This window comes from Pseudomonas sp. WS 5010, from assembly GCF_012985565.1.
GTDB lineage: Bacteria > Pseudomonadota > Gammaproteobacteria > Pseudomonadales > Pseudomonadaceae > Aquipseudomonas.
Window position 1 is genome coordinate 23,262 of record NZ_JAAQWQ010000007.1, and the last position, 23,849, is coordinate 47,110.

General features: G+C 61.1%; 19 protein-coding genes. 8 read left to right on the forward strand and 11 right to left on the reverse strand.

Features of this window, described 5'->3' with window-relative positions:
• Positions 1-183 precede the first annotated feature (183 nt).
• The 4 genes from treR to HBO11_RS23225 all read left to right on the forward strand — a co-directional run bounded on the left by treR (position 184) and on the right by HBO11_RS23225 (position 5,275).
• A complete protein-coding gene (treR, locus tag HBO11_RS23210) occupies positions 184-888 on the forward strand; it encodes a trehalose operon repressor (RefSeq protein WP_169956677.1) in 705 nt (234 codons plus the stop codon).
• A gap of 64 nt (positions 889-952) precedes the next feature.
• Entirely contained in the window at positions 953-3,985 is a 3,033-nt protein-coding gene (locus HBO11_RS23215; protein WP_169956679.1) for a membrane-targeted effector domain-containing toxin, read from the forward strand.
• A 119-nt stretch (positions 3,986-4,104) separates the two neighbouring features.
• Positions 4,105-4,875: an APH(3')-II family aminoglycoside O-phosphotransferase gene (locus HBO11_RS23220; protein WP_169956681.1), complete on the forward strand. Its 771-nt coding sequence runs from the start codon at positions 4,105-4,107 to the stop codon at positions 4,873-4,875.
• An 88-nt stretch (positions 4,876-4,963) separates the two neighbouring features.
• Positions 4,964-5,275 (forward strand): hypothetical protein, encoded by a 312-nt coding sequence (locus HBO11_RS23225; RefSeq protein ID WP_169956683.1) that lies wholly within the window; start codon positions 4,964-4,966, stop codon positions 5,273-5,275.
• A gap of 324 nt (positions 5,276-5,599) precedes the next feature.
• Here the strand turns inward: HBO11_RS23225 and guaA are convergent, their stop codons facing one another.
• From guaA to HBO11_RS23245, 4 genes are all read right to left on the reverse strand, one after another.
• Complete coding sequence (guaA, locus tag HBO11_RS23230) at positions 5,600-7,177, reverse strand: glutamine-hydrolyzing GMP synthase (protein WP_029298509.1); 1,578 nt, start codon at positions 7,175-7,177, stop codon at positions 5,600-5,602.
• An 81-nt stretch (positions 7,178-7,258) separates the two neighbouring features.
• Positions 7,259-8,728, reverse strand: a complete 1,470-nt coding sequence (gene guaB, locus HBO11_RS23235; RefSeq protein ID WP_016977684.1) for an IMP dehydrogenase — start codon at positions 8,726-8,728, stop codon at positions 7,259-7,261.
• Positions 8,729-8,914: 186 nt separating this feature from the next.
• Positions 8,915-9,463, reverse strand: coding sequence for a sugar ABC transporter ATPase (locus HBO11_RS23240; protein WP_169956685.1), 549 nt, complete (start codon positions 9,461-9,463; stop codon positions 8,915-8,917).
• Between the two features lie 154 nt (positions 9,464-9,617).
• Entirely contained in the window at positions 9,618-10,385 is a 768-nt protein-coding gene (locus HBO11_RS23245; protein WP_169956687.1) for a sulfite exporter TauE/SafE family protein, read from the reverse strand.
• A 99-nt stretch (positions 10,386-10,484) separates the two neighbouring features.
• Between HBO11_RS23245 and HBO11_RS23250 the strand changes: the two genes are divergently transcribed.
• From HBO11_RS23250 to leuA, 4 genes are all read left to right on the forward strand, one after another.
• A complete protein-coding gene (locus HBO11_RS23250) occupies positions 10,485-11,375 on the forward strand; it encodes a LysR family transcriptional regulator (RefSeq protein WP_169956689.1) in 891 nt (296 codons plus the stop codon).
• 30 nt (positions 11,376-11,405) lie between these two features.
• Positions 11,406-12,785, forward strand: a complete 1,380-nt coding sequence (xseA, locus tag HBO11_RS23255) for an exodeoxyribonuclease VII large subunit (RefSeq protein ID WP_169956692.1) — start codon at positions 11,406-11,408, stop codon at positions 12,783-12,785.
• A gap of 3 nt (positions 12,786-12,788) precedes the next feature.
• Entirely contained in the window at positions 12,789-13,610 is an 822-nt protein-coding gene (locus HBO11_RS23260; protein WP_169956694.1) for a M23 family metallopeptidase, read from the forward strand.
• 382 nt (positions 13,611-13,992) lie between these two features.
• Positions 13,993-15,672, forward strand: coding sequence for a 2-isopropylmalate synthase (leuA, locus tag HBO11_RS23265; protein WP_169956696.1), 1,680 nt, complete (start codon positions 13,993-13,995; stop codon positions 15,670-15,672).
• Positions 15,673-15,846: 174 nt separating this feature from the next.
• Here leuA and HBO11_RS23270 read toward each other — a convergent pair whose 3' ends face one another.
• The 7 genes from HBO11_RS23270 to ispG form a co-directional block, all read right to left on the reverse strand.
• On the reverse strand, positions 15,847-16,638 hold the full coding sequence (locus HBO11_RS23270; protein ID WP_169956323.1) for an amidohydrolase: 792 nt from the start codon (positions 16,636-16,638) through the stop codon (positions 15,847-15,849).
• Positions 16,626-17,774, reverse strand: coding sequence for a pyridoxal phosphate-dependent aminotransferase (locus HBO11_RS23275; protein ID WP_169956321.1), 1,149 nt, complete (start codon positions 17,772-17,774; stop codon positions 16,626-16,628). The genes HBO11_RS23270 and HBO11_RS23275 overlap by 13 nt, the downstream gene beginning before the upstream one ends.
• Before the next feature lie 220 nt (positions 17,775-17,994).
• Positions 17,995-19,464 carry a ribosome biogenesis GTPase Der gene (gene der, locus HBO11_RS23280; RefSeq protein WP_169956319.1) on the reverse strand — a complete coding sequence of 490 codons (1,470 nt, stop codon included), beginning with the start codon at positions 19,462-19,464 and terminating at the stop codon, positions 17,995-17,997.
• 134 nt (positions 19,465-19,598) lie between these two features.
• Entirely contained in the window at positions 19,599-20,750 is a 1,152-nt protein-coding gene (gene bamB / locus HBO11_RS23285; protein WP_032858293.1) for an outer membrane protein assembly factor BamB, read from the reverse strand.
• Positions 20,743-21,384: a tetratricopeptide repeat protein gene (locus tag HBO11_RS23290; protein WP_057437951.1), complete on the reverse strand. Its 642-nt coding sequence runs from the start codon at positions 21,382-21,384 to the stop codon at positions 20,743-20,745. Before HBO11_RS23290 ends, bamB begins: the two co-directional genes overlap by 8 nt.
• A 41-nt stretch (positions 21,385-21,425) precedes the next feature.
• Positions 21,426-22,715 (reverse strand): histidine--tRNA ligase, encoded by a 1,290-nt coding sequence (hisS, locus tag HBO11_RS23295; protein WP_099169878.1) that lies wholly within the window; start codon positions 22,713-22,715, stop codon positions 21,426-21,428.
• Between the two features lie 23 nt (positions 22,716-22,738).
• Positions 22,739-23,848 carry a flavodoxin-dependent (E)-4-hydroxy-3-methylbut-2-enyl-diphosphate synthase gene (ispG, locus tag HBO11_RS23300; protein ID WP_057437947.1) on the reverse strand — a complete coding sequence of 370 codons (1,110 nt, stop codon included), beginning with the start codon at positions 23,846-23,848 and terminating at the stop codon, positions 22,739-22,741.
• Position 23,849 lies beyond the last annotated feature (1 nt).

A 23,849-nucleotide genomic window follows, 5' to 3' on the forward strand; every position in this document is an offset into this window, starting at 1 on the left:
AGATTCTTGTTATTGGCAGCACGCCGAGGGCAAAAGTACTCGTCTGTACGAGTTAAAGCAACAACTCGTCTGTACGAGTTGTAAAAATATTCGCCCAGCGCTTTCCAAGGGTCCAATGGACAAAGCCCACCTGTGCCACTAAGGTTCCTGCCTTGAACGCAAACGCGGCACAGAGCCCTCTCCATGAGTAAATACAACCAGATCTACACCGATCTGCTTGCCAGCATCACCACCGAACGCCTGCAACGCGGCACGCGCCTGCCTTCCGAAACCGAATTGATGCAGACCTACCAGGCCAGCCGCGGCACCGTGCGCCGGGCCATCGAGCAGTTGCAGGAGCGCGGGTTTGCGCAAAAAATCCACGGCAAGGGCACCTTCGTGCTGTCGCCCAACCCGATTGAGTTTCAACTGGGCGGCATCGTCAGCTTCCACGAAACCCACGCCGACCTGGGCGATGACGTACGCACCGAAGTGGTTGAGTTCACCCAACTCCCGCTGGAAGGTTCGCTGCTGCAACACATCGAGGCCGACCCCGGCACCCTGATCACCCGCATCAAGCGCGTGCGGCGCATTGGCGGCAAACGGGTGATCCTCGATATCAACCACTTCGTTGCCGAGCTGATCCCGGGCTTGGACCAGACGATTGCCGAACAGTCGATCTACGCCTTCATCGAACAAACCCTGCACCTGCAGATCAGCTACGCCCAGCGCACCATCGAAGCCCTGCCCCGCAGCAAGGACGACCAGGCGCACCTGGACCTCGACGGCCAGAGCCATGTGATCGTGGTGAGCAACCAGACGTTTTTGCAGGATGGGCGCCAGTTCGAGTACACCGAGTCGCGGCATACCCTGGATAAGTTCTACTTCTCCGATATCGCCCGGCGTTAATTATCTACCCACACCCACTCTGAAGCGCTTGGCATGCTCGCCTCCCCCCCTCAAGGAGAGCAGCATGCCACTTGCCGACACATCCCCCGCCGCCCAGCAACAACTTCGCGCCCTGGCCCCCGTGGTACTGGATGCCTGCCCGAACATGCAGGCGATGGCCATCGAGGCCGCCGGTGAAATCCTCACGAAACATGGCCTGGCGCACCTGGATCCCGATCAGGTGTACTGGCACCGCTTCAACCGCGGCACCGGTGATCCGGCGACCTTTACCGGCTGGAGCCATAACGAAAAACCCCAGGCGTCGATGACCCTGACGCAGTTGGTCATGCACCGCTTCGAGGTGCATGACCAGGATAATGCCGACCTGCTCGACGGCGATGGCGGCTTCTACAGCGAGGGTGCCCAGGCGCGAGTGTTCGATCAGCACAACGAAGTGCAGCTGTCCGCCAGCGCCGTGCTCCATGATTTCTGGGCGATCAATTTCAGCGATCGCTACACCACGCGCGTGGAGCAATTCTGGAGTACCCACCACCACCATTTCCGCACCCTGGCCAAGGTCAATTGCCTGGCCCAGGCCCTGCAAGCGCGACAGGCCGGGCACCTCGACGAGGAGCAGTTGCAGAAGGTGATCAAGGCCCTTGCCGGCAACCTGGGCTGGCCGCCGACCCTGCCCGACCTGCAAGCCGAGGCAACCCCGGCAAGCGGGCTACGCGTGGCGGCACTGGATATTGGCGGGCATATCGCCACGGACATCCTGCGTATTGTCGATGGCGATGGTCGGCAAATCCTCTACGTGCCCGGCGAGGCCCAAGCCTTCCACTGCCTTGAGACGCCTGCCGACCTGCATTTCTGGCTGTTGAACCAGACCAACCGCGCCGATAACCGCGCGCGTTTCATGGCCCATTTCCCCTTGTCGGCCCAGGTCCAGCAGGACGACACCGACGCCGTGACCTGGAAGCAAATGCTGCTGACGCCCGTGCTGATCTACCGCACCGCCCAGGCCGTGGCCGGCACGCTGCCGCCAGACTGGGTGGACAAAGGCCTGAACCACCAACTCGACCAGCTGTTTACCGACTGGGGCACGTGGGACCACCACCTGATCAATCAAGCCGACCAGCCCCTCGACAGCGACGCCTTTACCTGGCTCGCACAGTCGAGCCGTGCGCGCATGGACAACGATGCGCAGTTCTCCCTGCAGAGCAACGGCGACTTGCGCAAGAAGCTGTGGATCGGCTACCTGGCCGCCTTTGGCAAGACCTTCGGACCAATGGCCGTGGCAGGCTGGCCGGTGGCCCTGGTGGTGATGGGCGCCAGCGTGGCCAGTCTGGGCCTGAATATCGACCAGGCGATCAATGGCAAAACCCCGGCCGAACGCCGCGCGGGAGCGCTGGGCGCGGTCCTCAGTGCTATCGATGCGGTGTTCAACCTGACGCTGCTGAAGGCCGACGGCGTCATGCCGCAGATCGCCGAAACAGTCGATACCGTGGCGATTGAACACACTACGCCCGCCGTTATACCCATGTCGCCAGAACCGACCGTACCTGCCAGCTACCAAAGCAACCTGATCCTGGAAGGTGAAACCCTCAACACCGCACCCGGCAAGTTTCGCCAGGTCTATACCCTCAAAACCTCCAGCGGCATGCCGCAGCACGCCATTATGCTCAACGATGAAGCCTATTACGTACGCTACGAAGCCGACCCCAACGGCCACGGTTTCTGGGCGATCGTCGACCCAAGTAACCCCCATGGCTTTTCCGGCTCGCTGCCAGTGCGCCTGAACGAACTCAACGAATGGGAACCCGTCAGCGCCAGCAAAGGGTTGAAAGGCGGTGGCGGCAACTCCAGCAAGGCCGCACACACGCCAGCGCCCTCCCCTAGCGAGGAACCGGTGACTGCCCCCGTCAACCCGCTGCGCCGGGTCACTACCCCCTTCGACACCCCGCCCTCGACCCGCACGCACATAAGAAAGTGGGTACTGGGCCTGCCTGAAACCCATGTTCAAAGCCGCTTCGGGCGCATCGACCGCTTCACGTATTACTTCGGCGTCACTCACGACAAACTGCTGCAAACGGCGAAAGACTTCTTTACCGAACTGCCCTGGAACCGACTTCCAGCGCGCCCGGACATCCCCGCGTTCGAGCCCACTACGCCCTTTGCCGAAATCATCGAGCGCCTGCCCGAAGACATACCCGGATACGTCATCGGTGAAACCCTGGACCGCATCGCCAGCACCCGCCTGGTGATCGACAACCTGCCCCTCTTCGCGCGCAAAGGTGTGAAGACCCTATATCTGCGCCGCCTGCTCAACGATTTTGTCCAGGATGACTTGAACCTCTATTCGCGCACCGGGGTGATGTCCGAAGACCTGGAAAGCTACCTGAACCGGCTGGGCACCGACCCAGCAGGCCAGTACAACGAGCTGGAGTTGGTCAAGACTGCCAGGGCCAATGGCATCCGCGTGCAGGCTCTGGACTGCGTCGCCCACTACAAGTACCCCAATCCCACCGCCAACCTTTCAGAGCAAGCGATGAGTAACTACCTCGCCCATACCATTATCCAGGCCGACCAGGCCCTCAATGGCGGCGGCAAGTGGCTGGTGCTCACTGGCGCGCGAAACATCAATACCTTCAATGGCTTTGCCGGTATCAGTGAACTGCACGGCGGCATCGGACTGCGGGTCGAGGAGGTGCTTCCCGGGCAAGGCAGCGACATACGCATTGACCCCGGCATCGACATCGACCGCGACAGTGCACCTGCCCACGAACACGTCGGTGACAGCTTCGACACCTTGCATGCCGACCTGCGGGTGCAAGTGGAGGCCCCGCTGGTGCACAGGACCCTGGAGCAAAACCAGCGGCTGCTGTTTCGCAAGGGCACGTACCTGATCGATGCAAGCCAGGGCCGCTATACCCTGCTGCATCACAGCCGCGCCATGAGCGTCGTCCGCACCCCCATCAACCGATTGGCCGATGGTAGCTTCTCCATCGACCGGCCGGCCTGGCCCGGGGTACATAACGTGCACTTCGCGACCCTGGAAAAGCTGTCCAGCGCCCTCACCAATATGGGCTTGAACCTGCAATGCCGGCTGCCCGCTTGACGCCCCCCGCGCGCGCCAGGCAGTAAAACGCCTGCGGCGCGGGGCGCCCATGACAAGCCGAGGCCAAACGTTGTTTAATCGGCGTTTGACAACGCTCAGGCGAGGACCGGGACAGCACCGTGAACATTCCAGAAAAGTGGCGTGAACAGTTCCCCCTCGCGCTCATCGAACAACAGGCCATCGGCGAGTCCCGGGCTGACGTGTTTCGACTGCGCAGGGACAACGGCCCAGACCTGTTCCTGAAAGCCGAGCCCCTGGTCGAACACGCCGAGCTTGCCGACGAAATCGAACGCCTGCACTGGCTGCAGCAACAGGGCCTGCCAGCGCCAGTGGTACTGGACCAAATGCAGGAAAACCATCACCACTGGCTGCTGATGAGCGCCATGCCGGGACAGGACCTGGCCAGCAGCAGCGCGCTTTCTGCCGCGCAGGTCATCGACGTCCTGGCCACCGCCTTGCGCACATTGCACCAGGTCCCCGTGGCGCAATGCCCCTTCGATCACAACCTGGAACAGCGCATCACCGTCGCCCGGGAACACGTCGACGCCGGGTTGATTGATGGGACGGACTTCGACGATGAGCGACTGGGACGCAGCGTCCGCGATGTGTTTGCCGAACTCCTCGCGACACGGCCTGCCACCCATGACCTGGTAGTGACCCATGGCGATGCGTGCTTGCCAAACTTCATGGCGGCGGACGCGCACTTCAGCGGCTTCATCGACTGCGGCCGCCTGGGGGTCAGTGACCGCTATCAAGACCTGGCCCTGGCGGCACGCAGTGTCGAACGCAACCTGGGGCGGGAATGGGTAAGGCCGTTCTTTGAGCTGTATGGTGTGGAGCCTGATGAGCAGCGAATGGCTTTTTACTGCCTGTTGGATGAGTTTTTCTAATTGCTCCTGAGCAGCCCTCGACACTACCTCGACAAGCTCGCTGATACGACGCATCCGATATATGAGTCAAACCATGAGGAAGAACGCCATGCTCATCAAGAGCCTGTTGCTGAGTTTTTGCGCTGTGTTATTGGTTGGCTGCACGGGCAGGGGCTTTCAACCTCCGCCGCCGGAATTTACCAATTGGAAGAAAATCGGGGTGTCTGAAGAAGGCGTCAAGAGTGCTATGACCGCCTGCGGCTATACCAACCTGATAGGGACGGGGGACAGGACGCCGATTGACCAGGTACTCACGCGGTTTTATTGCATGAAAGACGCCGGTTTCAAGCGCACAGATAACATTGACCTGTGCAAGGAAGGCCGCATCGGCGAATCACCGGTGTGCGAAGGCCGCCGGTAATCCATTGGGGGGGTTGGTGGTAGTAGCGCTGGACAGTTGCGCCTTCTCGACCGCCATCACCGGCGAACCTGGCGAGCCCTGATGCCAGTCAGTTAAGCGGATTCTGCTTTCTGTAGGAGCGAGCTTGCTCGCGAAGGACGTCAACGATAACGCGTGTTTGCTAGGTAAACGCGGCGCTCTCAAGTTCTTCGCGAGCAAGCTCGCTCCTACAAAAAGGCTTAACTGACGGGCATTATGGCGAGCCCCAAAAAGCCAAAAGCCCGCAATTAAGCGGGCTTCAGGGTACTTTTTGCTAGAGGGTGCCGGACAATGCCGGACGCCCAATCATTCCCACTCAATCGTCGCCGGCGGCTTGCTCGACACGTCATACGTCACGCGCGAGATGCCTTCGATTTCATTGATGATACGGCCGCTGACAGTCTCCAGCAGTTCGTACGGCAGGTGTGCCCAGCGGGCGGTCATGAAGTCGATGGTTTCTACGGCACGCAGGGCCACGACCCAGGCGTAGCGACGGCCATCGCCAACCACGCCAACCGATTTCACCGGCTGGAACACGACGAAGGCCTGGCTGACTTTGTGGTACCAGTCGGCCTTGCGCAGTTCTTCGATGAAGATGTGGTCGGCGCGACGCAGCAGGTCGGCGTATTCCTTCTTCACTTCACCGAGGATGCGCACGCCCAGGCCCGGGCCCGGGAATGGGTGGCGGTAGACCATGTCGTACGGCAGGCCCAGTTCCAGGCCCAGGCGACGGACTTCGTCCTTGAACAGTTCGCGCAGCGGCTCAACCAGCTTGAGGTTCATTTCCTCAGGCAGGCCACCCACGTTGTGGTGGGACTTGATCACGTGGGCCTTGCCGCTCTTGGCGCCGGCCGACTCGATCACGTCGGGGTAGATGGTGCCCTGGGCGAGGTACTTGATGTTGTCCAGTTTGTTGGACTGGGCATCGAAGACGTCGATGAAGGTGCGGCCGATGATCTTGCGCTTCTTCTCCGGGTCGGACTCGCCGGCCAGGTTGTTCAAGAACTGATCTTCGGCGTTGGCGCGGATCACCTTGACGCCCATGTTCTCGGCGAACATGGCCATCACTTGCTCGCCTTCGTGCAGGCGCAGCAGGCCGTTGTCGACGAACACGCAGGTCAGTTGGTCGCCGATGGCCTTGTGCAGCAGCGCAGCAACCACGGAGGAGTCAACGCCGCCGGACAGGCCGAGCAGGACGTTGTCGGTACCAACCTGGGCGCGCACGTTGGCGATGGCGTCTTCAGCGATTTTCGACGGGGTCCACAGGGCCTCACACTCGCAGATGTCGAGGATGAAGCGCGACAGGATGCGCCCGCCTTGCTTGGTGTGAGTCACTTCGGGGTGGAACTGCACGCCGTAGTAACGACGCTCGTCGCTGAACATGCCGGCGATCGGGCAGCTCGGGGTGCTGGCCAGGATGTGGAAGTCTTCCGGCATCCGGGTGACCTTGTCACCGTGGCTCATCCAGACATCGAGGCCGAACAGGCCGTCGGCGTCGACGTGATCTTCGATGCCGTCCAGCAGGCGGCTCTTGCCGACCACGTCGACACGGGCATAACCGAATTCACGCAGCTCGGAACCTTCAACCTTGCCGCCCAGTTGCTCGGCCATGGTCTGCATGCCGTAGCAGATACCAAATACCGGCACGCCCAGGTCGAATACCGCTTGTGGGCAGCGCGGGCTGTTGGCTTCGTGCACGGACTCGGGGCCACCGGCGAGGATGACGCCTTTAGGGGCGAATTCGCGGATCGCTTCGTCATCCATGTCGAACGGATGCAGTTCGCAGTACACGCCGATTTCACGCACGCGGCGGGCGATCAGCTGGGTGTACTGGGAACCGAAGTCGAGGATCAGGATGCGGTGGGCGTGAATGTCGAGGGCCATGAAGTCAGTCTCGTCTAATGAATCAGAAACAACTCGGGGCTGAAAGAACAGCCCCGGTTACTTAACGTTTTGCTGGAAGCCTCAACCTACGCGGTAGTTTGGCGCTTCCTTGGTGATCTGCACGTCGTGGACATGGGATTCAGCCATGCCGGCGCCGGTGATCCGTACGAACTCTGGCTTGGTGCGCATTTCTTCGATGTCGGCGCTGCCGGTGTAGCCCATCGAGGAACGCAGGCCGCCCATCAGTTGATGGATGATGGCGCTCAGGGTGCCTTTGTACGGCACACGGCCTTCGATGCCTTCCGGTACGAGCTTCTCGGCGCCTGCCGAGGAGTCCTGGAAGTAGCGGTCGGAAGAGCCTTGCGCCTGGGACATGGCGCCCAGCGAACCCATGCCACGGTAAGCCTTGTAGGAACGGCCCTGGAACAGTTCGATTTCGCCTGGCGCTTCTTCAGTGCCGGCAAACATCGAGCCCATCATCACGCAGGAAGCACCGGCCACGATGGCCTTGGACAGGTCACCGGAGAAACGGATGCCGCCGTCGGCGATCAACGGTACGCCAGTGCCTTCGAGGGCAGCGGCAACATTGGCGATGGCGCTGATTTGCGGCACGCCCACACCGGCGACGATCCGCGTGGTGCAGATCGAGCCAGGGCCGATACCGACCTTGACGGCGTCAGCGCCGGCTTCGGCCAGGGCCTTGGCGGCAGCGCCGGTGGCGATGTTGCCGCCGATCACCTGTACGTCAGGGAAGTTCTGCTTGACCCAGCGCACGCGGTCGATCACGCCCTTGGAGTGACCGTGGGCGGTGTCGACCACCACCACGTCAACCCCGGCAGCGACCAGGGCCGAAACGCGGTCGCCGGTGTCTTTACCGGTACCAACGGCGGCGCCAACGCGCAGACGACCTTGGTCATCCTTGCTGGCCAGCGGGTAAGCCTTGGCTTTTTCGATGTCGTTGACGGTCATCATGCCTTTGAGGGCGAATTTGTCGTCGACGATCAGCACGCGCTCGATGCGGTGCTTGTGCAGCAGTTCACGCACATCGTTCTTGTCGGCGCCTTCCTTGACAGTAACGAGGCGCTCTTTAGGCGTCATCACTTCACGGACGGTGACTTCAAGACGGTTTTCAAAGCGCACGTCACGGGAAGTGACGATGCCGACCAGGTCGCCATCGTGCAGCACTGGAACACCGGAGATGTTATGCAGGCGGGTCAGGTCGAACAGGTCGCGCACGGTGGCGTCGGCTTCGATGGTGATCGGATCTTTCACCACGCCGGCTTCGTAACGCTTGACCTTGCGCACTTCGGCAGCTTGCTGCTCGATGGTCATGTTCTTGTGGATGATGCCGATGCCGCCTTCCTGAGCCATGGCGATTGCCAAACGGGCTTCAGTGACGGTGTCCATGGCAGCGGAAACCAGAGGAATATTCAGCTCGATGCCACGGGTTAGGCGGGTCTTGAGACTGACTTCGTTAGGAAGCACCTCGGAATAACCGGGCACTAGGAGAATGTCGTCGAATGTCAGAGCTTCTTGGCTGATACGCAGCATCGCGGGGGCTCCCGAGCGGGAAAATGGAAGCGCGTCATTATACTCAGACACCCCTCGGGCCTCAACGTAAAACTCTGACAAACTTGGTAATACTGATAGATGGGTAAAACCAGTCTCTGGTTTGGCGCACGGCCCAGGCTCCATCGCCGGCAAGCCGGCTCCTACAGGTAGGGGGCGGCAGTGGTTTTAGAGTTCGACTTTGACCCAACTGATTTTCTGATCGAGCCAATCGGCAAACTCGTCGATAAAGCTCTGCTTGAAGCCCGCTTCCGCCCAGTTGTTGAAGATAAAGCCCAGGTTGGAAAAGCCGCATTCCTGCAGGAACAGGAAACCGTTGATGTCATCTTCATGCCCACACAGCGGGCAGGTGAAGTTGTCGGTGTGGCCGGGCATCCAGTCTTCCAGGCTGTCGAACAGCGCCTCGCCAACTTCTTTAAGGCATTGCGGGCAGCCGGCTTCTTCGAGAAAACCCTTGGCGGGGGTATAGATGCAGCGTTTGTAGATGATTTCCAGGCCGTTGACCGGTTCGTTGAACGGCAGCGCCTCGGGGTGCAGCACCACCGCGCGGGCACCATCGGCCAGGGCATAGCCCATGCGGTTGCCGGTGCGCCCGCAGGTGGTCAGTTCTTCCTTGATGATGTTCTTGCGCACCAGCCAGCGCACGATGGCCCGGGCGCGGGGTTCGTGGACGGGCAAGGTGGAGATTTTCGGGACAAGGATGCTTTGGGAATTCATGAGAGTCCTGCGGTGTGGCGTCTGACGCCTTCGCGAGCAAGCCCGCTCCCACATTCGACTGCATTCCTACAGGAGAAATGCAGTCGAATGTGGGAGCGGGCTTGCTCGCGAAGAGGCCCTGAAGGCTGGCAGCTTAATCTCTGCCCCACACAGGTCAAGTACTCAAATACCGTCCAATCAAGGCAATGCCACTGGCCAGTACCAGCCACGTCACCAACCGCACAAACGCCTCGCGGGACATGCGCAGGGTCAATCGCCGCCCCGCCCACAGCCCCAGCGCCATCGCCGGCAGCAGGCACACGGCCAACATCAACAGCGGCAACTCGGCATACACCCCGGCGATCAAAAACAGGCTCAGGCGTACCACCGTGCTCGCGCTGATCAGCGCACTTTGGGTCGCTCGCGCCCCGTCCTTGGGCAGGCGGCTGTTCAGATAGATCGCATATAAAAAGCCGCCACTGCCAAACAAGGCACCAAACAGTCCGCCCACCACGCCCATCGGCACCGACCAGCCGGCAGCCAGGGCTGTGGGCTTGGCCCTTACCGTCAGGCTGTAGATGGCATAGGCGCTGATAAACAGGCCCATCAACAGCAGGAGCAGATCCGAATGCAGGTTGAGCAAGAAGATCACGCCAAGCGTGCAGCCAATCGCCATGCACGGCAGTAACCGCAACAGCTCCGGCTTGACCACATCCCGCCGCGATTGCAGCAGGTTGCCAAAGGCCGCGACGAAATCCAGCAGCACCAGCAGCGGGATGATCTTCGACAGCGGCATAAACATAATCAGGATCGGCCCGGCCACCAGCGCCGTGCCAAAGCCGGCGATGCCAAACACGATATAAGCCAGGGCAATCCCCAGGCCGATTACCAGCCAGTCCAACGTCCCGAACGACCACTGTCCCATCAATTCAACCAGGCTCATGCAATATTCCTTGTCAGCGATGGCACTCACTTTAGCCAAGCCGGTGAGTTGCGACTAATATCTTCCAGGCCCTCCACCTATCTCGAAAAGGCATGACTCGTGATTTCCACCCGGCAACTGCGTTACTTCGTTGAAATCGCCGAGAGCGGCAGCTTCAGCGCCGCCGCCGAGCGCCTGTTTGTCGCGCAATCGGCCCTCAGCCGGCAGATCAAGGAGCTGGAAAATCTCCTGCACACCCCGCTGTTCGAACGCACTGCCCGCCAACCCAGGCTGACCGCCGCCGGCGAGGCGTTTTATCCACGGGCGCGCAACCTGCTGGGCGAGTTGCACAAGGCCAGTGAACTGGCGACCCAGGTCGGCCACGGCCAGCTCGGCACCCTGCGCCTGAGCCACTCCAGCACAGTGCCGATGAGTGGACGTGTACTGCGCGGGATCAGCGCCTGGCTGGAACAGTGCCCCGGGGTGTCGCTGGATATCGTCAAACTGTCCTCTGAAGCGCAGTTGGAAGACATTGCCGAGGGTCGCCTGGAAGTCGGCCTGCTGCGCCTGCCGGTGCTGCGCCAGCGCGAGGGGGTACGCATCCTGCCTTTATATAAGGAGCCGCTGCTGCTGGCAGTCCCGCCAGGCCATTCGTTGGCCCGGCATTCCTCGGCCATTGAGCTGGCGCAGTTACAGGACCAAGCCTTTATCTCGATCCCCCATCCGCAACGCGGCGGCCTGAGTTACCTGTCAGCCGAGTTGTGCATGCGCGCCGGATTTTTCCCCAAGGCGGCGCGGGTGATGTCGCGCAAGACCACCCAATTGCAACTGATCCAGGCGGGGTTTGGCATTGCCCTGCTGCCCGAGTCGATGCGCGATATCGCCCCGGCCAACATTCACTTCCTGCCCCTGGCCGACCCCGATTGCCACAGCACTGTGGCCCTGGCCTGTGCGCAGGCGCCGAGCGCGCTGGTTGCGCAGTTCTGTCAAACACTGGGCGAATGCCTATAAACTGCCGCCCATGACTAAAGATCGCCTCTCATGATTAAAGACCCGTTTGCCCGCCTGGGCCTGGACCGCGAAGTCCTGACTGTCAGCCAGCTCAACGGCCGCGCGCGGGTGTTGCTGGAGGACGTGTTCACCAATATCTGGGTCGAGGGCGAGATCTCCAACCTCGCTCGCCCGGCCTCCGGCCATGTGTATTTCACCCTCAAGGACAGTGGCGCGCAGGTGCGTTGTGCACTGTTTCGCAATAACGCTGCGCGGGTGCGCCAGGCGTTGAAGGATGGCCTGGCGGTCAAGGTGCGCGGCAAGGTCTCGCTGTTCGAGGGGCGTGGCGACTATCAGTTGATTCTCGACACCGTTGAACCGGCCGGTGATGGTGCGCTGCGCCTGGCCTTCGATGCACTGAAGGAAAAACTCAGCGCCGAAGGCTTGTTCAGCGCCGAGCGCAAAGTGCCACTGCCGGCCCACCCGCGGCGCATCGGCATTATCAGCTCACCTACGGGCGCGGTGATTCGCGACATCATCAGTGTGTTCGGCCGCCGCGCGCCGAATGTGCAACTGACCCTGATCCCCACCGCCGTGCAGGGCCGCGAGGCCGTGGCGCAGATTGTCCGCGCCCTCAAGTTGGCCGATGCCCGTGGTTTTGATGCACTGATCCTGGCCCGTGGTGGTGGCTCGCTGGAAGACCTCTGGTGCTTCAACGAAGAAGCCGTGGCGCGGGCCATCGATGCCTGTGTCACGCCTATCGTCAGTGCCGTGGGCCATGAGACCGATGTGTCCATCAGCGACTTCGTGGCCGACGTACGCGCGCCCACGCCGTCGGCGGCTGCTGAGCTGCTGGCGCCGGATGCGAGCAACCTGGTGCGTCAGGTCGAAAGCCTGCATCGCCGGCTGGTGATGCTGATGCGCAATCGCCTGACCCACGACCGCCTGCGCCTGGAAGGCATGGCCCGGCGCCTGCGCCACCCCGGTGAGCGCCTGCGCCAGCAGGCCCAGCGCCTGGATGACCTGGATATGCGCCTGCGCCGCGCGTTCGAGCGCAGCCTCAATACCCGCCGCGAACGCCTGATCCGCCTGGAAACCCGCCTGGCCGGCCAGCATCCGGGGCGGCAATTGGCGCTACTGCGCCAAAGGCTGGACAGCCTCGCCGAACGCCTGCCCCGGGCCATGCGCGAAGGCCTCAAGGCGCGCCGCCTGCAACTGCAAAGCCAGGTGCAGACGTTGCAGGTGGTCAGCCCGCTGGCGACCTTGGGCCGTGGCTACAGCATCCTGCTGGACGAGCGCGGCCAGGCCATTCGCAATGCCGCACAAACCCACACCGGCCAGCGCCTGACCGCGCGCCTCGGTGAAGGCCAATTGCAAGTGCGGGTGGAAGACAACCACCTGACACCCGTCACCCTTTCATTACTGGATTGATTGATGCCTCGTCTATTTAGCCTGTTGATGTTGCTGTGCCTGACCTTCAATGCCCACGCCGACAGCTACATCACCCGCACTCTGAACAAGCCGGTGCCTGGCGGTGTGGCCGTGGTCGACCTGGGCCCTGGAGCCGCCGCGCCGAAAGCCACTTACCAAGGCAAACCGGTGCTGGTGGTCAAGGAACAGAACAACTGGCTGGCGATTGTCGGCATCCCGTTGACGGTCAAGCCCGGTAACGAGCGGATCAGCAGTGGCGGGCGCACCCTGCCGTTTATCGTTGGTTTCAAGAAGTATCCGGAACAGCGCATCACCCTGAAGAACAAAAGCCAGGTCAACCCTGAGCCGGCGCAACTCAAGCGCATCGAGGGCGAGTTGGCGGTGCAGCTCAAGGCTTACCGCAGCTTCAGCCCGAACCTGCCGAGCAACCTGGTACTGGACAAGCCGGTGAATGGTCCGCTGTCGAGCAGGTTCGGCGTGCGCCGCTTCTTCAACGGTGAAGAGCGCAACCCGCACTCGGGCCTGGACTTCGCGGTGCCTGCCGGCACGCCGATCAAGACGCCGGCCAATGGCAAGGTGATCCTGGTGGGTAATTACTTCTTCAACGGCAACACGGTGTTCGTCGACCACGGCCAGGGCTTTATCAGCATGTTCTGCCATATGTCGAAGATTGACGTGAAGGTGGGCCAGCAATTGGTGCGAGGGGCGGTGGTCGGCAAGGTCGGGGCGACGGGCCGGGCGACCGGGCCGCATATGCACTGGAATATCAGCTTGAATGATGCGCGGGTGGATCCGGCGATCTTTATTGGCGCGTTCCAACCTTGATGTGATCGTTGAGCTTACTGGCGCCGTCGCGGGCTTGCATGCGATGGCGCCCGATCAGTCGCCACTGATTGCGCATCTGGAAACCCCAACGCAAATAGAACAAAGCCTCCCGACTTTTCCCACAATAAAATCTCGTTTCCTACAGCAATAGCAGAACTTCTCTCAATTTTTTCCGACTGCTTGCCATCTTTCACCCCGGCGGTTAGGGTTGAGCTTATGAAAACCTCTCACACCCTCATTCAGCTCCGCCAGCACCGCAGCCTGTGCCTCGTAAGCGCACGACTGCCAGGCTGAATCGATCTGCCTCGTCCCCGATTTGCATCCCTAATAAACGCTTTCTGGCAGGCCGCCTCTTCTCGGCCCTACAACAAGGATTCTTCTGATGAGCATGCTCAAAGACCCGTCTTCGAAATACCGCGCGTTCCCGACCATTGATATCCCGGACCGCACCTGGCCATCCAAGACCATCACCACCGCGCCGATCTGGTGCAGCTCCGACTTGCGCGACGGTAACCAGTCGCTGATCGAGCCCATGGATGCGGTGAAAAAACTGCGTTTCTGGAAAACCCTGGTCGCGGTGGGCGTGAAAGAGATCGAAGCCTCGTTCCCGGCCGCGTCGCAAACCGACTTCGACTTCGTGCGCACCCTGATCGAAGACAACCACATCCCCGAGGACACCACCATCCAGGTGCTGACCCAGGGCCGTGAAGACTTGATCGCCCGTACCTTCGAATCCCTGCGCGGCGCCAAGAAAGCCATCGTGCACTTGTACAACGCCACTTCGCCGTCGTTCCGCCGTATCGTGTTCAACCAGGACAAGGATGGGATCAAGGCCATCGCAGTCGACGCAGCCAAGCTGTTCGTCAAGTACGCTGCCCAGCAGCCGGAAACCCAGTGGACCTTCGAGTACTCCCCGGAGACCTTCAGCGCTACTGAACTGGAATTCGCCAAGGAAGTGTGTGACGCGGTGATCGAGGTGTGGAACCCGACGCCCGAGCACAAGATGATCCTCAACCTGCCGGCCACCGTGGAATGCGCCACGCCGAATATCTATGCCGACCAGATCGAGTGGTTCGGTCGCCATATCAACCGTCGTGACAGCGTGATCATCAGCCTGCACACCCACAACGACCGTGGCACTGGCGTTGCAGCAACCGAACTGGGCCTGATGGCCGGCGCCGATCGTGTCGAAGGCTGCCTGTTCGGCAACGGCGAGCGTACCGGTAACGTCGACCTCGTCACCGTGGCGTTGAACCTCTACACCCAGGGCGTGAACCCTGAGCTGGACTTCTCCGACATCGACGGCGTGCGCAAAGTGGTCGAGGAATGCAACCAGATCCCGGTCCACCCGCGTCACCCGTATGTTGGCGACCTGGTCCACACCGCGTTCTCCGGCTCGCACCAGGACGCGATCCGCAAGGGCTTCGCCCAGCAGAAACCGGACACCTTGTGGGAAGTACCGTACTTGCCAATCGACCCGGCCGACATTGGCCGCAGCTACGAGGCGGTGATCCGCGTCAACAGCCAGTCGGGCAAGGGCGGCATCGCCTACTTGCTGGAGCAGGAATACGGCATCAGCTTGCCACGCCGCATGCAGATCGAGTTCAGCCAGGTGGTACAGGCCGAGACCGATCGCGTGGGCCTGGAAATGACCGCCGCGCAGATCCACGCATTGTTGCAGCGTGAATACCTGCAGGCCAACACCCCGTACGCGTTGGTCAGCCACCGCTTGCAGGAAGAGAACGGCAACAGCTCGGTAGAAGTTGAAGTGTCCGGCAAAGGTCAGGGCGAAACCAACCTGCGCTGGCACGGCAAGGGCAATGGCGCGCTGGAAGCGCTGGTGGCCGGCCTGCCGATTGGGGTCGAGATCATGGACTACAACGAGCACGCGATTGGCGCGGGTACTAACGCCAAGGCTGCCGCTTACATTGAACTGCGCGTGAACGGCGAGCGTCCGGTGCACGGTGTGGGGATTGATGAAAACATCACCACGGCCAGCTTCAAGGCAGTGTTCAGCGCGCTGAACCGTTCGTTGAGCCAGCTGGAAGCGAAAGCGGCGTAACTGCCTGCTGGAATGTAAAAGGCCCCTGGGTGAGAACCCAGGGGCCTTTTTTATTTGTGGTTGTGGTGGTGCTGATGGCCTTATCGCGGGCAAGCCCGCTCCCACATTTGCAATGCAGTACCCTGTGGGAGCGGGCTTGCCCGCGATAGCTACCTCACTGGCAACGGGCTCCTGTCAGACAAACTGAAAGCTATCGGCATCCAGATTCGCCGGAAACCGCGTGCGGTACTCCGCCAATTGCGCCGCCTCCAGGCACACCTGGAACACCCCGTCCGCCTCCCCCGCGCTCAGCAGGCTTTCACCCTGGAAGTCCAGGACCTGGCTGTCCCCGGTGTAGGCAAAACCCTTGCCATCCGTTCCCACCCGATTCACCGCCGCCACATAGCACAGGTTTTCGATGGCCCGGGCCGGCAACAGGCGGTTCCAGTGCTGGCGCCGCGCCCCCGGCCAGTTGGCGGTGTACAGCAGCAGGTCGGTGTCCTGGGCGTCCCGGCTCCACACCGGGAAGCGCAGGTCATAGCAGATCAGCGGGCGTATCCGCCAACCCTTGAGCTCGAACTGCACCTGACGCTCGCCAGGCGTGTAGTGATTGTGCTCGCCGGCCATGCGAAACAGGTGGCGCTTATCGTAGTGCAACACCTCACCGTCAGGCCGTGCCCACAATAGGCGATTACGGTGACTGCCATCGGCGGCTTGGATGATCACACTGCCGGTAATCACCGCGTTGTGCTTATGTGCCTGAGCCTTGAGCCATTCATGGGTCGGGCCGTTTTCGGCTTCGGCTAGCAGTTGGGATTCCATGGAAAATCCGGTGGTGAACATTTCTGGCAGCACGATCAGGTCGGCGCCCGCGGCCTGCTCCAGCAGCAGCTCGAAATGCTCCAGGTTGGCCTGGCGGTCATGCCAGGCCAGGGTGGTCTGTACCAGGGCGATATTCAGGTCGGGTAAAGCACTTAGATCACGCATAGTTTCTCGGCTGCTTGGCGCAGCGTCTCCTCGCGTTTGGCAAAGCACAGGCGCACCAGGCGCTGGCCTTGGGGTGGGGTCCGATAGAACACCGAGACCGGAATTGTCGCCACGCCATGCTCGCGGGTCATCCACAGCGACATGGCCACGTCATCCAGGTCCGGGCGAATCTGTGAGTAATCCACCAGTTGAAAGTAAGTACCGGCCACCCGCGTAAAACTGAAACGCGAGGGGGCCAGCAGATCGCAGAATAGGTCGCGCTTGGCCTGGTAAAAGGCTGGCAGTTCCTCGACATGCTCCGGGTGCTCGGCCATAAAGTCGGCCAGGGCGAACTGCAACGGCGTCACACCGCAGAAGCTGACGTATTGATGTACCTTGCGCAGCTCGGCGCTCAAGGCCGCTGGGGCCACCACGTAGCCGGTCTTCCAGCCGGTGACGTGGTAGGTCTTGCCAAAGGAGCTGACCACGAACGCGCGCTGATACAGCTCTTCGTGGGCCAGGACGCTGACGTGGGGCACGCCATCGAAAACCAGGTGTTCGTAGACTTCATCGCTGACCAGGTAGATATCGCGGTCGCGGATCAGCTCGGCCAATTGGTCCAGCTCGGTGCGGCTGATCAGGGCGCCGCTGGGGTTGTGCGGGGTGTTGAGGATGATCATCCGCGTACGCGGTGACAGCGCCGCCTCGATCTGCTCGAAATCCAGGCTGAAGTCCGTCAGCCCCAACTGCACATGCACGCAACGCCCACCGGCCAGCTCCACCGCAGGTTCGTAGCTGTCGTAGCACGGGTCGAAGACAATCACTTCATCACCGCTGCGGATCACCGCCTGGATCGCACAGAAGATCGCCTGGGTGGCGCCGGGGGTGATGGTCACTTCGCTGTCGGGACTGACCTGCACGCCATAGCTGCGGGCGATCTTGGCCGCCACTTGCTGGCGCAGGGCCGGTACGCCGGTCATCGGCGCGTATTGGTTATGGCCGCTGGCAACGTGTTTGCCCACCGCGTCGAGCAAGGCCTGGGGGCCATTGAAGTCGGGAAATCCCTGGGACAGGTTCAACGCGCCGGTTTCGGCAGCGAGTTGCGACATGGTGGTGAAAATGGTGGTGCCGACATTTGGCAGCTTGCTGGTGATCATTCGGTGGGCCCCTGGCGGTGAGTTACAAGTTGTAAGCTGCAAGCGCCGAAGGGTCAATCGTGAGGCACAAAAAAGGGCTCGTTCAGAGCCCCTTCTTGGGTAACGCCTAACTTACATAAGAGCTGGCTTGCCTGGGATGGCGCTGGGTCAGTCAGCACATCGGTGTCTGACCTGTCGCTATCGCGGGCAAGCCTGCTCCCACACAAGCCTGCTCCCAGGGCTAGCGGCGATCTTTACGCTTTTTGTCAGCCTTCTTGTTGTGGCTCATCAAGCGACGTTTCTTGTTCACTTGGCGGTCAGTCAGGCTGTTCTTGTTGCCTTCGTACGGGTTTTCACCACCTTTGAACTCGATGCGGATCGGTGTACCGACCAGCTTCAGGACACGGCGGTAGGTGTTTTCCAGGTAACGCACGTAGGATTTGGGCACCTTCTCGATCTGGTTACCGTGGATCACGATAATCGGCGGGTTGGCACCACCCAAGTGGGCGTAACGCAGCTTGATCCGACGGTTGTTGACCATCGGTGGCGCGTGTTCGCCCACGGCGTCTTCGAGGATCTGGGTCAGACGGTTGGTCGGCCAGCGGGTGACCGCCGACTTGAACGAGTTCTGTACCGAAGCGTAGAGGTTGCCCACGCCAGTGCCGTGCAGCGCCGAGATAAAGTGGATATCGGCGAAGTCGACGAAGAACAACCGACGTTGCAGCTCGACCTTGACGAAGTCGCGCTCGCTCGGGGTCATGCCGTCCCATTTGTTGATCGCGATCACCAATGCCCGACCGGCCTCCAGGGCAAAGCCCAGCAGGTTGAGGTCGTGGTCGACCACGCCTTCGCGGGCGTCCATGACGAAGATCACCACGTTGGCGTCTTTGATCGCCTGCAGGGTTTTGACCACCGAGAACTTTTCAACTTCCTCGTGGATCTTGCCGCGCTTGCGCACACCGGCGGTGTCGATCAGCGTGTACTTCTCGTCGTTACGCTCGAACGGGATGTAGATACTGTCGCGGGTGGTGCCGGGCTGGTCATAGACGATTACCCGGTCTTCACCGAGCATGCGGTTGACCAGGGTCGACTTGCCGACGTTCGGGCGGCCGATGATGGCGATCTTGATCCCGTCTTTTTCACTCGGGCCAGGAATGCGCTTGGCTTCCTCACCTTCAGCGACGATCTCTTCTTCACCTTCAACTTCTTCGGCGTCATCCTTGGGGAAGTCGCTCAGGGCGATTTCCAACATCTGGGTGATGCCGCGGCCGTGGGCACCGGCGACAGGAATCGCGTCACCCAGGCCCATCGGGCTGAATTCGGCACGGGCCGCCTCAGGATCGATGTTGTCGATCTTGTTGGCGATCAAATAGGAGCGCTTGTTACGCTTGCGCAAGTGCTCGCCGATCATTTGGTCGGCAGCGGTGTAGCCCGCGCGGGCGTCCACCAGGAACAACACGACATCGGCTTCTTCAATGGCCAGCAGCGACTGCTCGGCCATCTTTTCGTCCATGCCATGCTCGTCACCGGAGATACCACCGGTGTCGACAATAATGTAGGAGCGCCCTTGCCACTTTGCCTCACCGTATTGGCGATCACGGGTCAGACCGGACAAGTCGCCGACGATGGCGTCGCGAGTCCTGGTCAGGCGGTTGAACAAGGTGGACTTGCCGACGTTAGGTCGGCCCACCAGGGCGATTACGGGAACCATGCGGCTCTCCACTGCGTTATTTCAGAAAATACAAAAGCCGCTGCAAGGCAGCGGCTGGTGCTCGGGGCAACACCCGAAGGTGCCGCATGCCCTGCCGAAGCAGGGCCGCCTGGGGGTTACCCCAAGCATAGTTCTTACTTGATGGTCAGGGCTTCCAGCTTGCCGCTGTTACCAAACACATAAAGCATGTTGCCTACTACCAGCGGACGCGCACGCAGGCCGTCGCTGTCGATACGCTCACGGCCGACAAAGCGGCCATCCACCTGGCTCAGCAGGTGCAGGTAACCTTCCAGGTCGCCTACCGCTACATAGCTGGAGAATACTTCCGGAGCCGACAGTTGACGGCGAGCCAACGAGTCGTTGCTCCACAGGGCTGTGGTGGAACGTTCGTCGACGCTTTCAACGGTACCGGATGCCAGGCTCACGTAGACGCTGCCAAACCCTTGGGCGACACCGGCGTAGCTGGAAGCATCACGCTGCCACAGGACACGACCGCTTTGCAGGTCCAGCGCCGCGACACGGCCCTGGTAAGTGGCGACGTACAGGGTTTCGCCCGACAGCAGCAAGCCGCCGTCGATGTCCACGACACGGTCCAGCTCGGAGCGACCTTGTGGAATGGCGACCCGCGATTCCCAGGCCGGCACGCCGTTCTGGGTATCCAGGGCGACCACTTTACCGGTCGAAAGACCTGCCAGCGCCAGGTTATTGGTCACAACCGGACCACTGGTACCGCGCAACGTCAACACCGCAGGGGTGCTGTCATACAGCCAGCGCTGCTCACCGGTGTTGGCGTCGAGGCCGATGACACGGTCATCCTGGGTCTGCACCACGACGATGTCGCCGTTGGTGGCAGGCGGTGCGAGGACTTCACTGGTCACGCGAGCGCGCCATTTCTCTTCACCGTTGCTCGAATCCAGGGCCACGACTTCGCCTTTAAGCGTGCCGATCATCACCATGCCGTAACCCACGCCGACGGCGCCGGAAACCGGGAGCTCGAGGTCTTTCTTCCACTTGACGTCGCCGTTCATGCGATCCATGGAGATCACCACGCCCGTCACGTCAGCGGCCACAATGTTGTCACCGTCGATTGCCGGTACCAGCATGTTGTAGGTGTCGCCCTGGCCGTCACCGATGGAGCGGCTCCACTGCTTTTGCAGGACCACTTCTTCCTTGAAGCTGGTCAGCTCGGCCGGAGGCAGTTCTTTTTTGCTGTTGCTGCTGCAACCCGCGGCCAAAACGGCCAGAGCCAGCAATGCTGCATGTTTCCAACGGATCACGTCACGCATCCCCTTTGGCCAAGTCGTCCAGCTTGATTTGTAAGCCACCGACCGCTGCTTCATCAGACAGCGCAGCCTTGGCTTTTTGGTACGCAGCATTGGCTTCGTCGGTACGACCCAATTGGACCAGCAGGTCGCCCTTGAGCTCTTCGCGAGTGGCTACAAATGCCTTGTCAGCATCGCCGTCGAGCAGTTTCAGTGCTTCGTCGGCTTTGTTCTGTGCGGCCAGGACCTGGGCCAGGCGCTGACGTGCGATTTCACCCAGGGTCGGGTTGCTCGGTTTGTCGGCGATGGCTTTGAGCTCGGAGGCTGCATCATCCAGCTTACCGGTATCGACCGCGACTTTCGCGACGAACAGGCTGCCGTATTGGGCGTAGGTGCTACCACCAAATTCGTTTTTCAGCTTGCCGGCCAGGTCCGCCACTTGGGCAGGATCAGGCTTGCCAGTGGGCGTCAGCGTGGTTTCCAGCAGCTGCTGATAGAGCATCGAGGCGCCTTGCGACTGATTGCCCTGATACTTCTGGAACGCCTGCCAACCGAACACCACCACCAGCGCCAGCAGGCCGCCAGTTACCAAGGGTTTGCCGTTACGCTGCCACCAGTCTTTGAACTCGGCCAGCTGATCATCTTCAGTACTCGACACCCCAATACTCCTTAATCGCTAAATTCGGCTGTTTGACAGCTTCAACCCTGCACGATGCAGGTGGCCAAGTGCGCGGCAAGCGCATCAAAGGCAATGCTTTGTTGTTCGCCCTGGCCACGCAGGGGTTTGACACTTACCACTTGCTGGGCCAGTTCATCGTCGCCCAGGATCAGCGCGTACAACGCGCCGCTCTTGTCGGCTTTCTTAAATTGGCTCTTGAAGCTGCCAGCGCCGGCATTGACCAGCAGGCGCAGGCTCGGCAGTTGGTCGCGCAGCTGTTCGCTCAAGGCCAGGCCAGCCAATTCAGCTGCCTCGCCAAAGGCGCACAGGTACACGTCCACCTGACGGGAAATTTCTTCAGGGATCTGCTCCAGGGTTTCCAGCAGCAGGATCAGCCGCTCGATGCCCATGGCAAAACCCACGCCCGTGGTCGGCTTGCCGCCCATCTGCTCGACCAGGCCGTCGTAGCGCCCACCGGCACACACGGTGCCCTGGGCGCCGAGCTTGTCGGTGACCCACTCGAACACGGTCTTGCTGTAGTAATCGAGGCCGCGCACCAACTTGGGGTTGATCACGTAGGGAATACCGGCCGCATCCAGGCGAGCCTTGAGGCCCTCGAAGTGGGTGCGGGATTCGTCATCCAGGTAGTCGGCCATTTTCGGCGCGTCGACCAGCACGGCCTGGGTGTCGGCGTTCTTGGTATCGAGGACGCGCAACGGGTTGGTCTTCAGGCGACGCTGGCTGTCTTCATCGAGCTTGTCCAGGTGGGCCGACAGGTACTCGACCAGGGCTTCACGGTAACGGCCACGGGACTCGCTGGTGCCCAGGCTGTTGAGCTCGAGCTTGACCGCGTCGCGGATGCCCAATTGGCCCCACAGGCGCCAGGTCAGCACGATCAACTCGGCGTCGATGTCCGGACCATCGAGGTTGAAGACTTCGCAACCGATCTGGTGGAATTGGCGATAACGGCCTTTTTGTGGGCGCTCGTGGCGGAACATCGGGCCGATGTACCACAGCTTCTGGGTCTGGCCACCACCGGTGATGCCATGCTCAAGCACAGCGCGCACGCACGCAGCGGTACCTTCCGGACGCAGGGTCAGGGAGTCGCCGTTGCGATCTTCGAAGGTGTACATCTCTTTTTCGACGATGTCGGTCACTTCACCGATGGAGCGTTTGAACAGCTCGGTGAACTCGACGATTGGCATGCGGATCTGCTTGTAACCGTAGTTATCCAGCAGGCGCGCGACCGTGCTCTCGAAATAGCGCCACAGGGGCGTCTGCTCGGGCAGGATGTCGTTCATGCCACGAATGGCTTGCAGAGACTTGCTCACATCAAATCCTTAAATTCGTTCGATCAGCCGCGAGCGATAAGCGCTGCGTCAGAGGCGACCTTCTCGGCCGCTTTCTCGCGAATCAGCCGTTCCAACTGATCCACCAGATTATCATTCGTCAATTTCTGCGACGGCTTGCCGTCGATGTAAATCAGGTTCGGGGTACCGCCGGTCAGGCCCACATGCGCCTCCTTGGCCTCACCCGGCCCGTTGACCACGCAACCGATCACCGCGACATCCAGCGGCACCAGCAGGTCTTCCAGGCGTACTTCCAACTCGTTCATGGTTTTCACCACGTCGAAGTTCTGCCGCGAGCAACTCGGGCAGGCAATAAAATTGATGCCACGGGAGCGTAAATGCAGGGATTTGAGAATGTCGTAGCCGACTTTCACTTCCTCTACCGGGTCCGCCGCCAGGGAGATGCGAATGGTATCGCCAATCCCGTCGGCCAGCAGCATACCGAGACCCACCGCAGATTTCACTGTGCCTGAACGCAAACCACCGGCTTCGGTGATGCCCAGGTGCAACGGCTGCACGATTTCCTTGGCCAGCAGGCGGTAGGCTTCTACCGCCATGAACACGTCGGAAGCCTTTACGCTGACCTTGAAGTCCTGGAAATTCAGGCGCTCAAGGTGCTCAACGTGGCGCAGTGCAGACTCGACCAGGGCTGCCGGGGTAGGCTCGCCATATTTTTTTTGCAGGTCTTTTTCCAGGGAACCGGCGTTGACGCCGATACGGATCGGGATCCCGCGATCACGGGCCGCATCGACCACGGCACGCACGCGGTCTTCGCGACCGATGTTGCCCGGGTTGATCCGTAGGCAGTCGACACCCAGTTCGGCCACGCGCAACGCGATCTTGTAGTCGAAGTGGATATCGGCGACCAGTGGCACCTTGACCAATTGCTTGATGCGGCCAAACGCCTCGGCAGCGTCCATATCCGGCACGGAAACCCGCACGATATCGACGCCGGCGGCTTCCAAGCGGTTGATCTGGGCCACTGTGGCAGCCACATCATTGGTGTCGCTGTTGGTCATGCTCTGTACGGCGATGGGGGCATCGCCACCCACCGGCACCGAGCCGACCCAGATCTTGCGCGATACGCGACGTTTGATTGGAGATTCGCCGTGCATG

Bases quoted from the DNA above. Each gene is read 5' to 3' on its own strand.
- guaA (WP_029298509.1), bottom strand. From the start codon at position 7,177: ATGGCCCTCGACATTCACGCCCACCGCATCCTGATCCTCGACTTCGGT.
- der (WP_169956319.1), bottom strand. From the start codon at position 19,464: ATGGTTCCCGTAATCGCCCTGGTGGGCCGACCTAACGTCGGCAAGTCC.
- xseA (WP_169956692.1), top strand. From the start codon at position 11,406: ATGATTAAAGACCCGTTTGCCCGCCTGGGCCTGGACCGCGAAGTCCTG.
- HBO11_RS23225 (WP_169956683.1), top strand. From the start codon at position 4,964: ATGCTCATCAAGAGCCTGTTGCTGAGTTTTTGCGCTGTGTTATTGGTT.
- HBO11_RS23270 (WP_169956323.1), bottom strand. From the start codon at position 16,638: ATGCGTGATCTAAGTGCTTTACCCGACCTGAATATCGCCCTGGTACAG.
- HBO11_RS23245 (WP_169956687.1), bottom strand. From the start codon at position 10,385: ATGAGCCTGGTTGAATTGATGGGACAGTGGTCGTTCGGGACGTTGGAC.
- treR (WP_169956677.1), top strand. From the start codon at position 184: ATGAGTAAATACAACCAGATCTACACCGATCTGCTTGCCAGCATCACC.
- bamB (WP_032858293.1), bottom strand. From the start codon at position 20,750: ATGCGTGACGTGATCCGTTGGAAACATGCAGCATTGCTGGCTCTGGCC.
- HBO11_RS23240 (WP_169956685.1), bottom strand. From the start codon at position 9,463: ATGAATTCCCAAAGCATCCTTGTCCCGAAAATCTCCACCTTGCCCGTC.
- HBO11_RS23275 (WP_169956321.1), bottom strand. From the start codon at position 17,774: ATGATCACCAGCAAGCTGCCAAATGTCGGCACCACCATTTTCACCACC.
- leuA (WP_169956696.1), top strand. From the start codon at position 13,993: ATGAGCATGCTCAAAGACCCGTCTTCGAAATACCGCGCGTTCCCGACC.
- ispG (WP_057437947.1), bottom strand. From the start codon at position 23,848: ATGCACGGCGAATCTCCAATCAAACGTCGCGTATCGCGCAAGATCTGG.
- HBO11_RS23215 (WP_169956679.1), top strand. From the start codon at position 953: ATGCCACTTGCCGACACATCCCCCGCCGCCCAGCAACAACTTCGCGCC.
- HBO11_RS23260 (WP_169956694.1), top strand. From the start codon at position 12,789: ATGCCTCGTCTATTTAGCCTGTTGATGTTGCTGTGCCTGACCTTCAAT.
- guaB (WP_016977684.1), bottom strand. From the start codon at position 8,728: ATGCTGCGTATCAGCCAAGAAGCTCTGACATTCGACGACATTCTCCTA.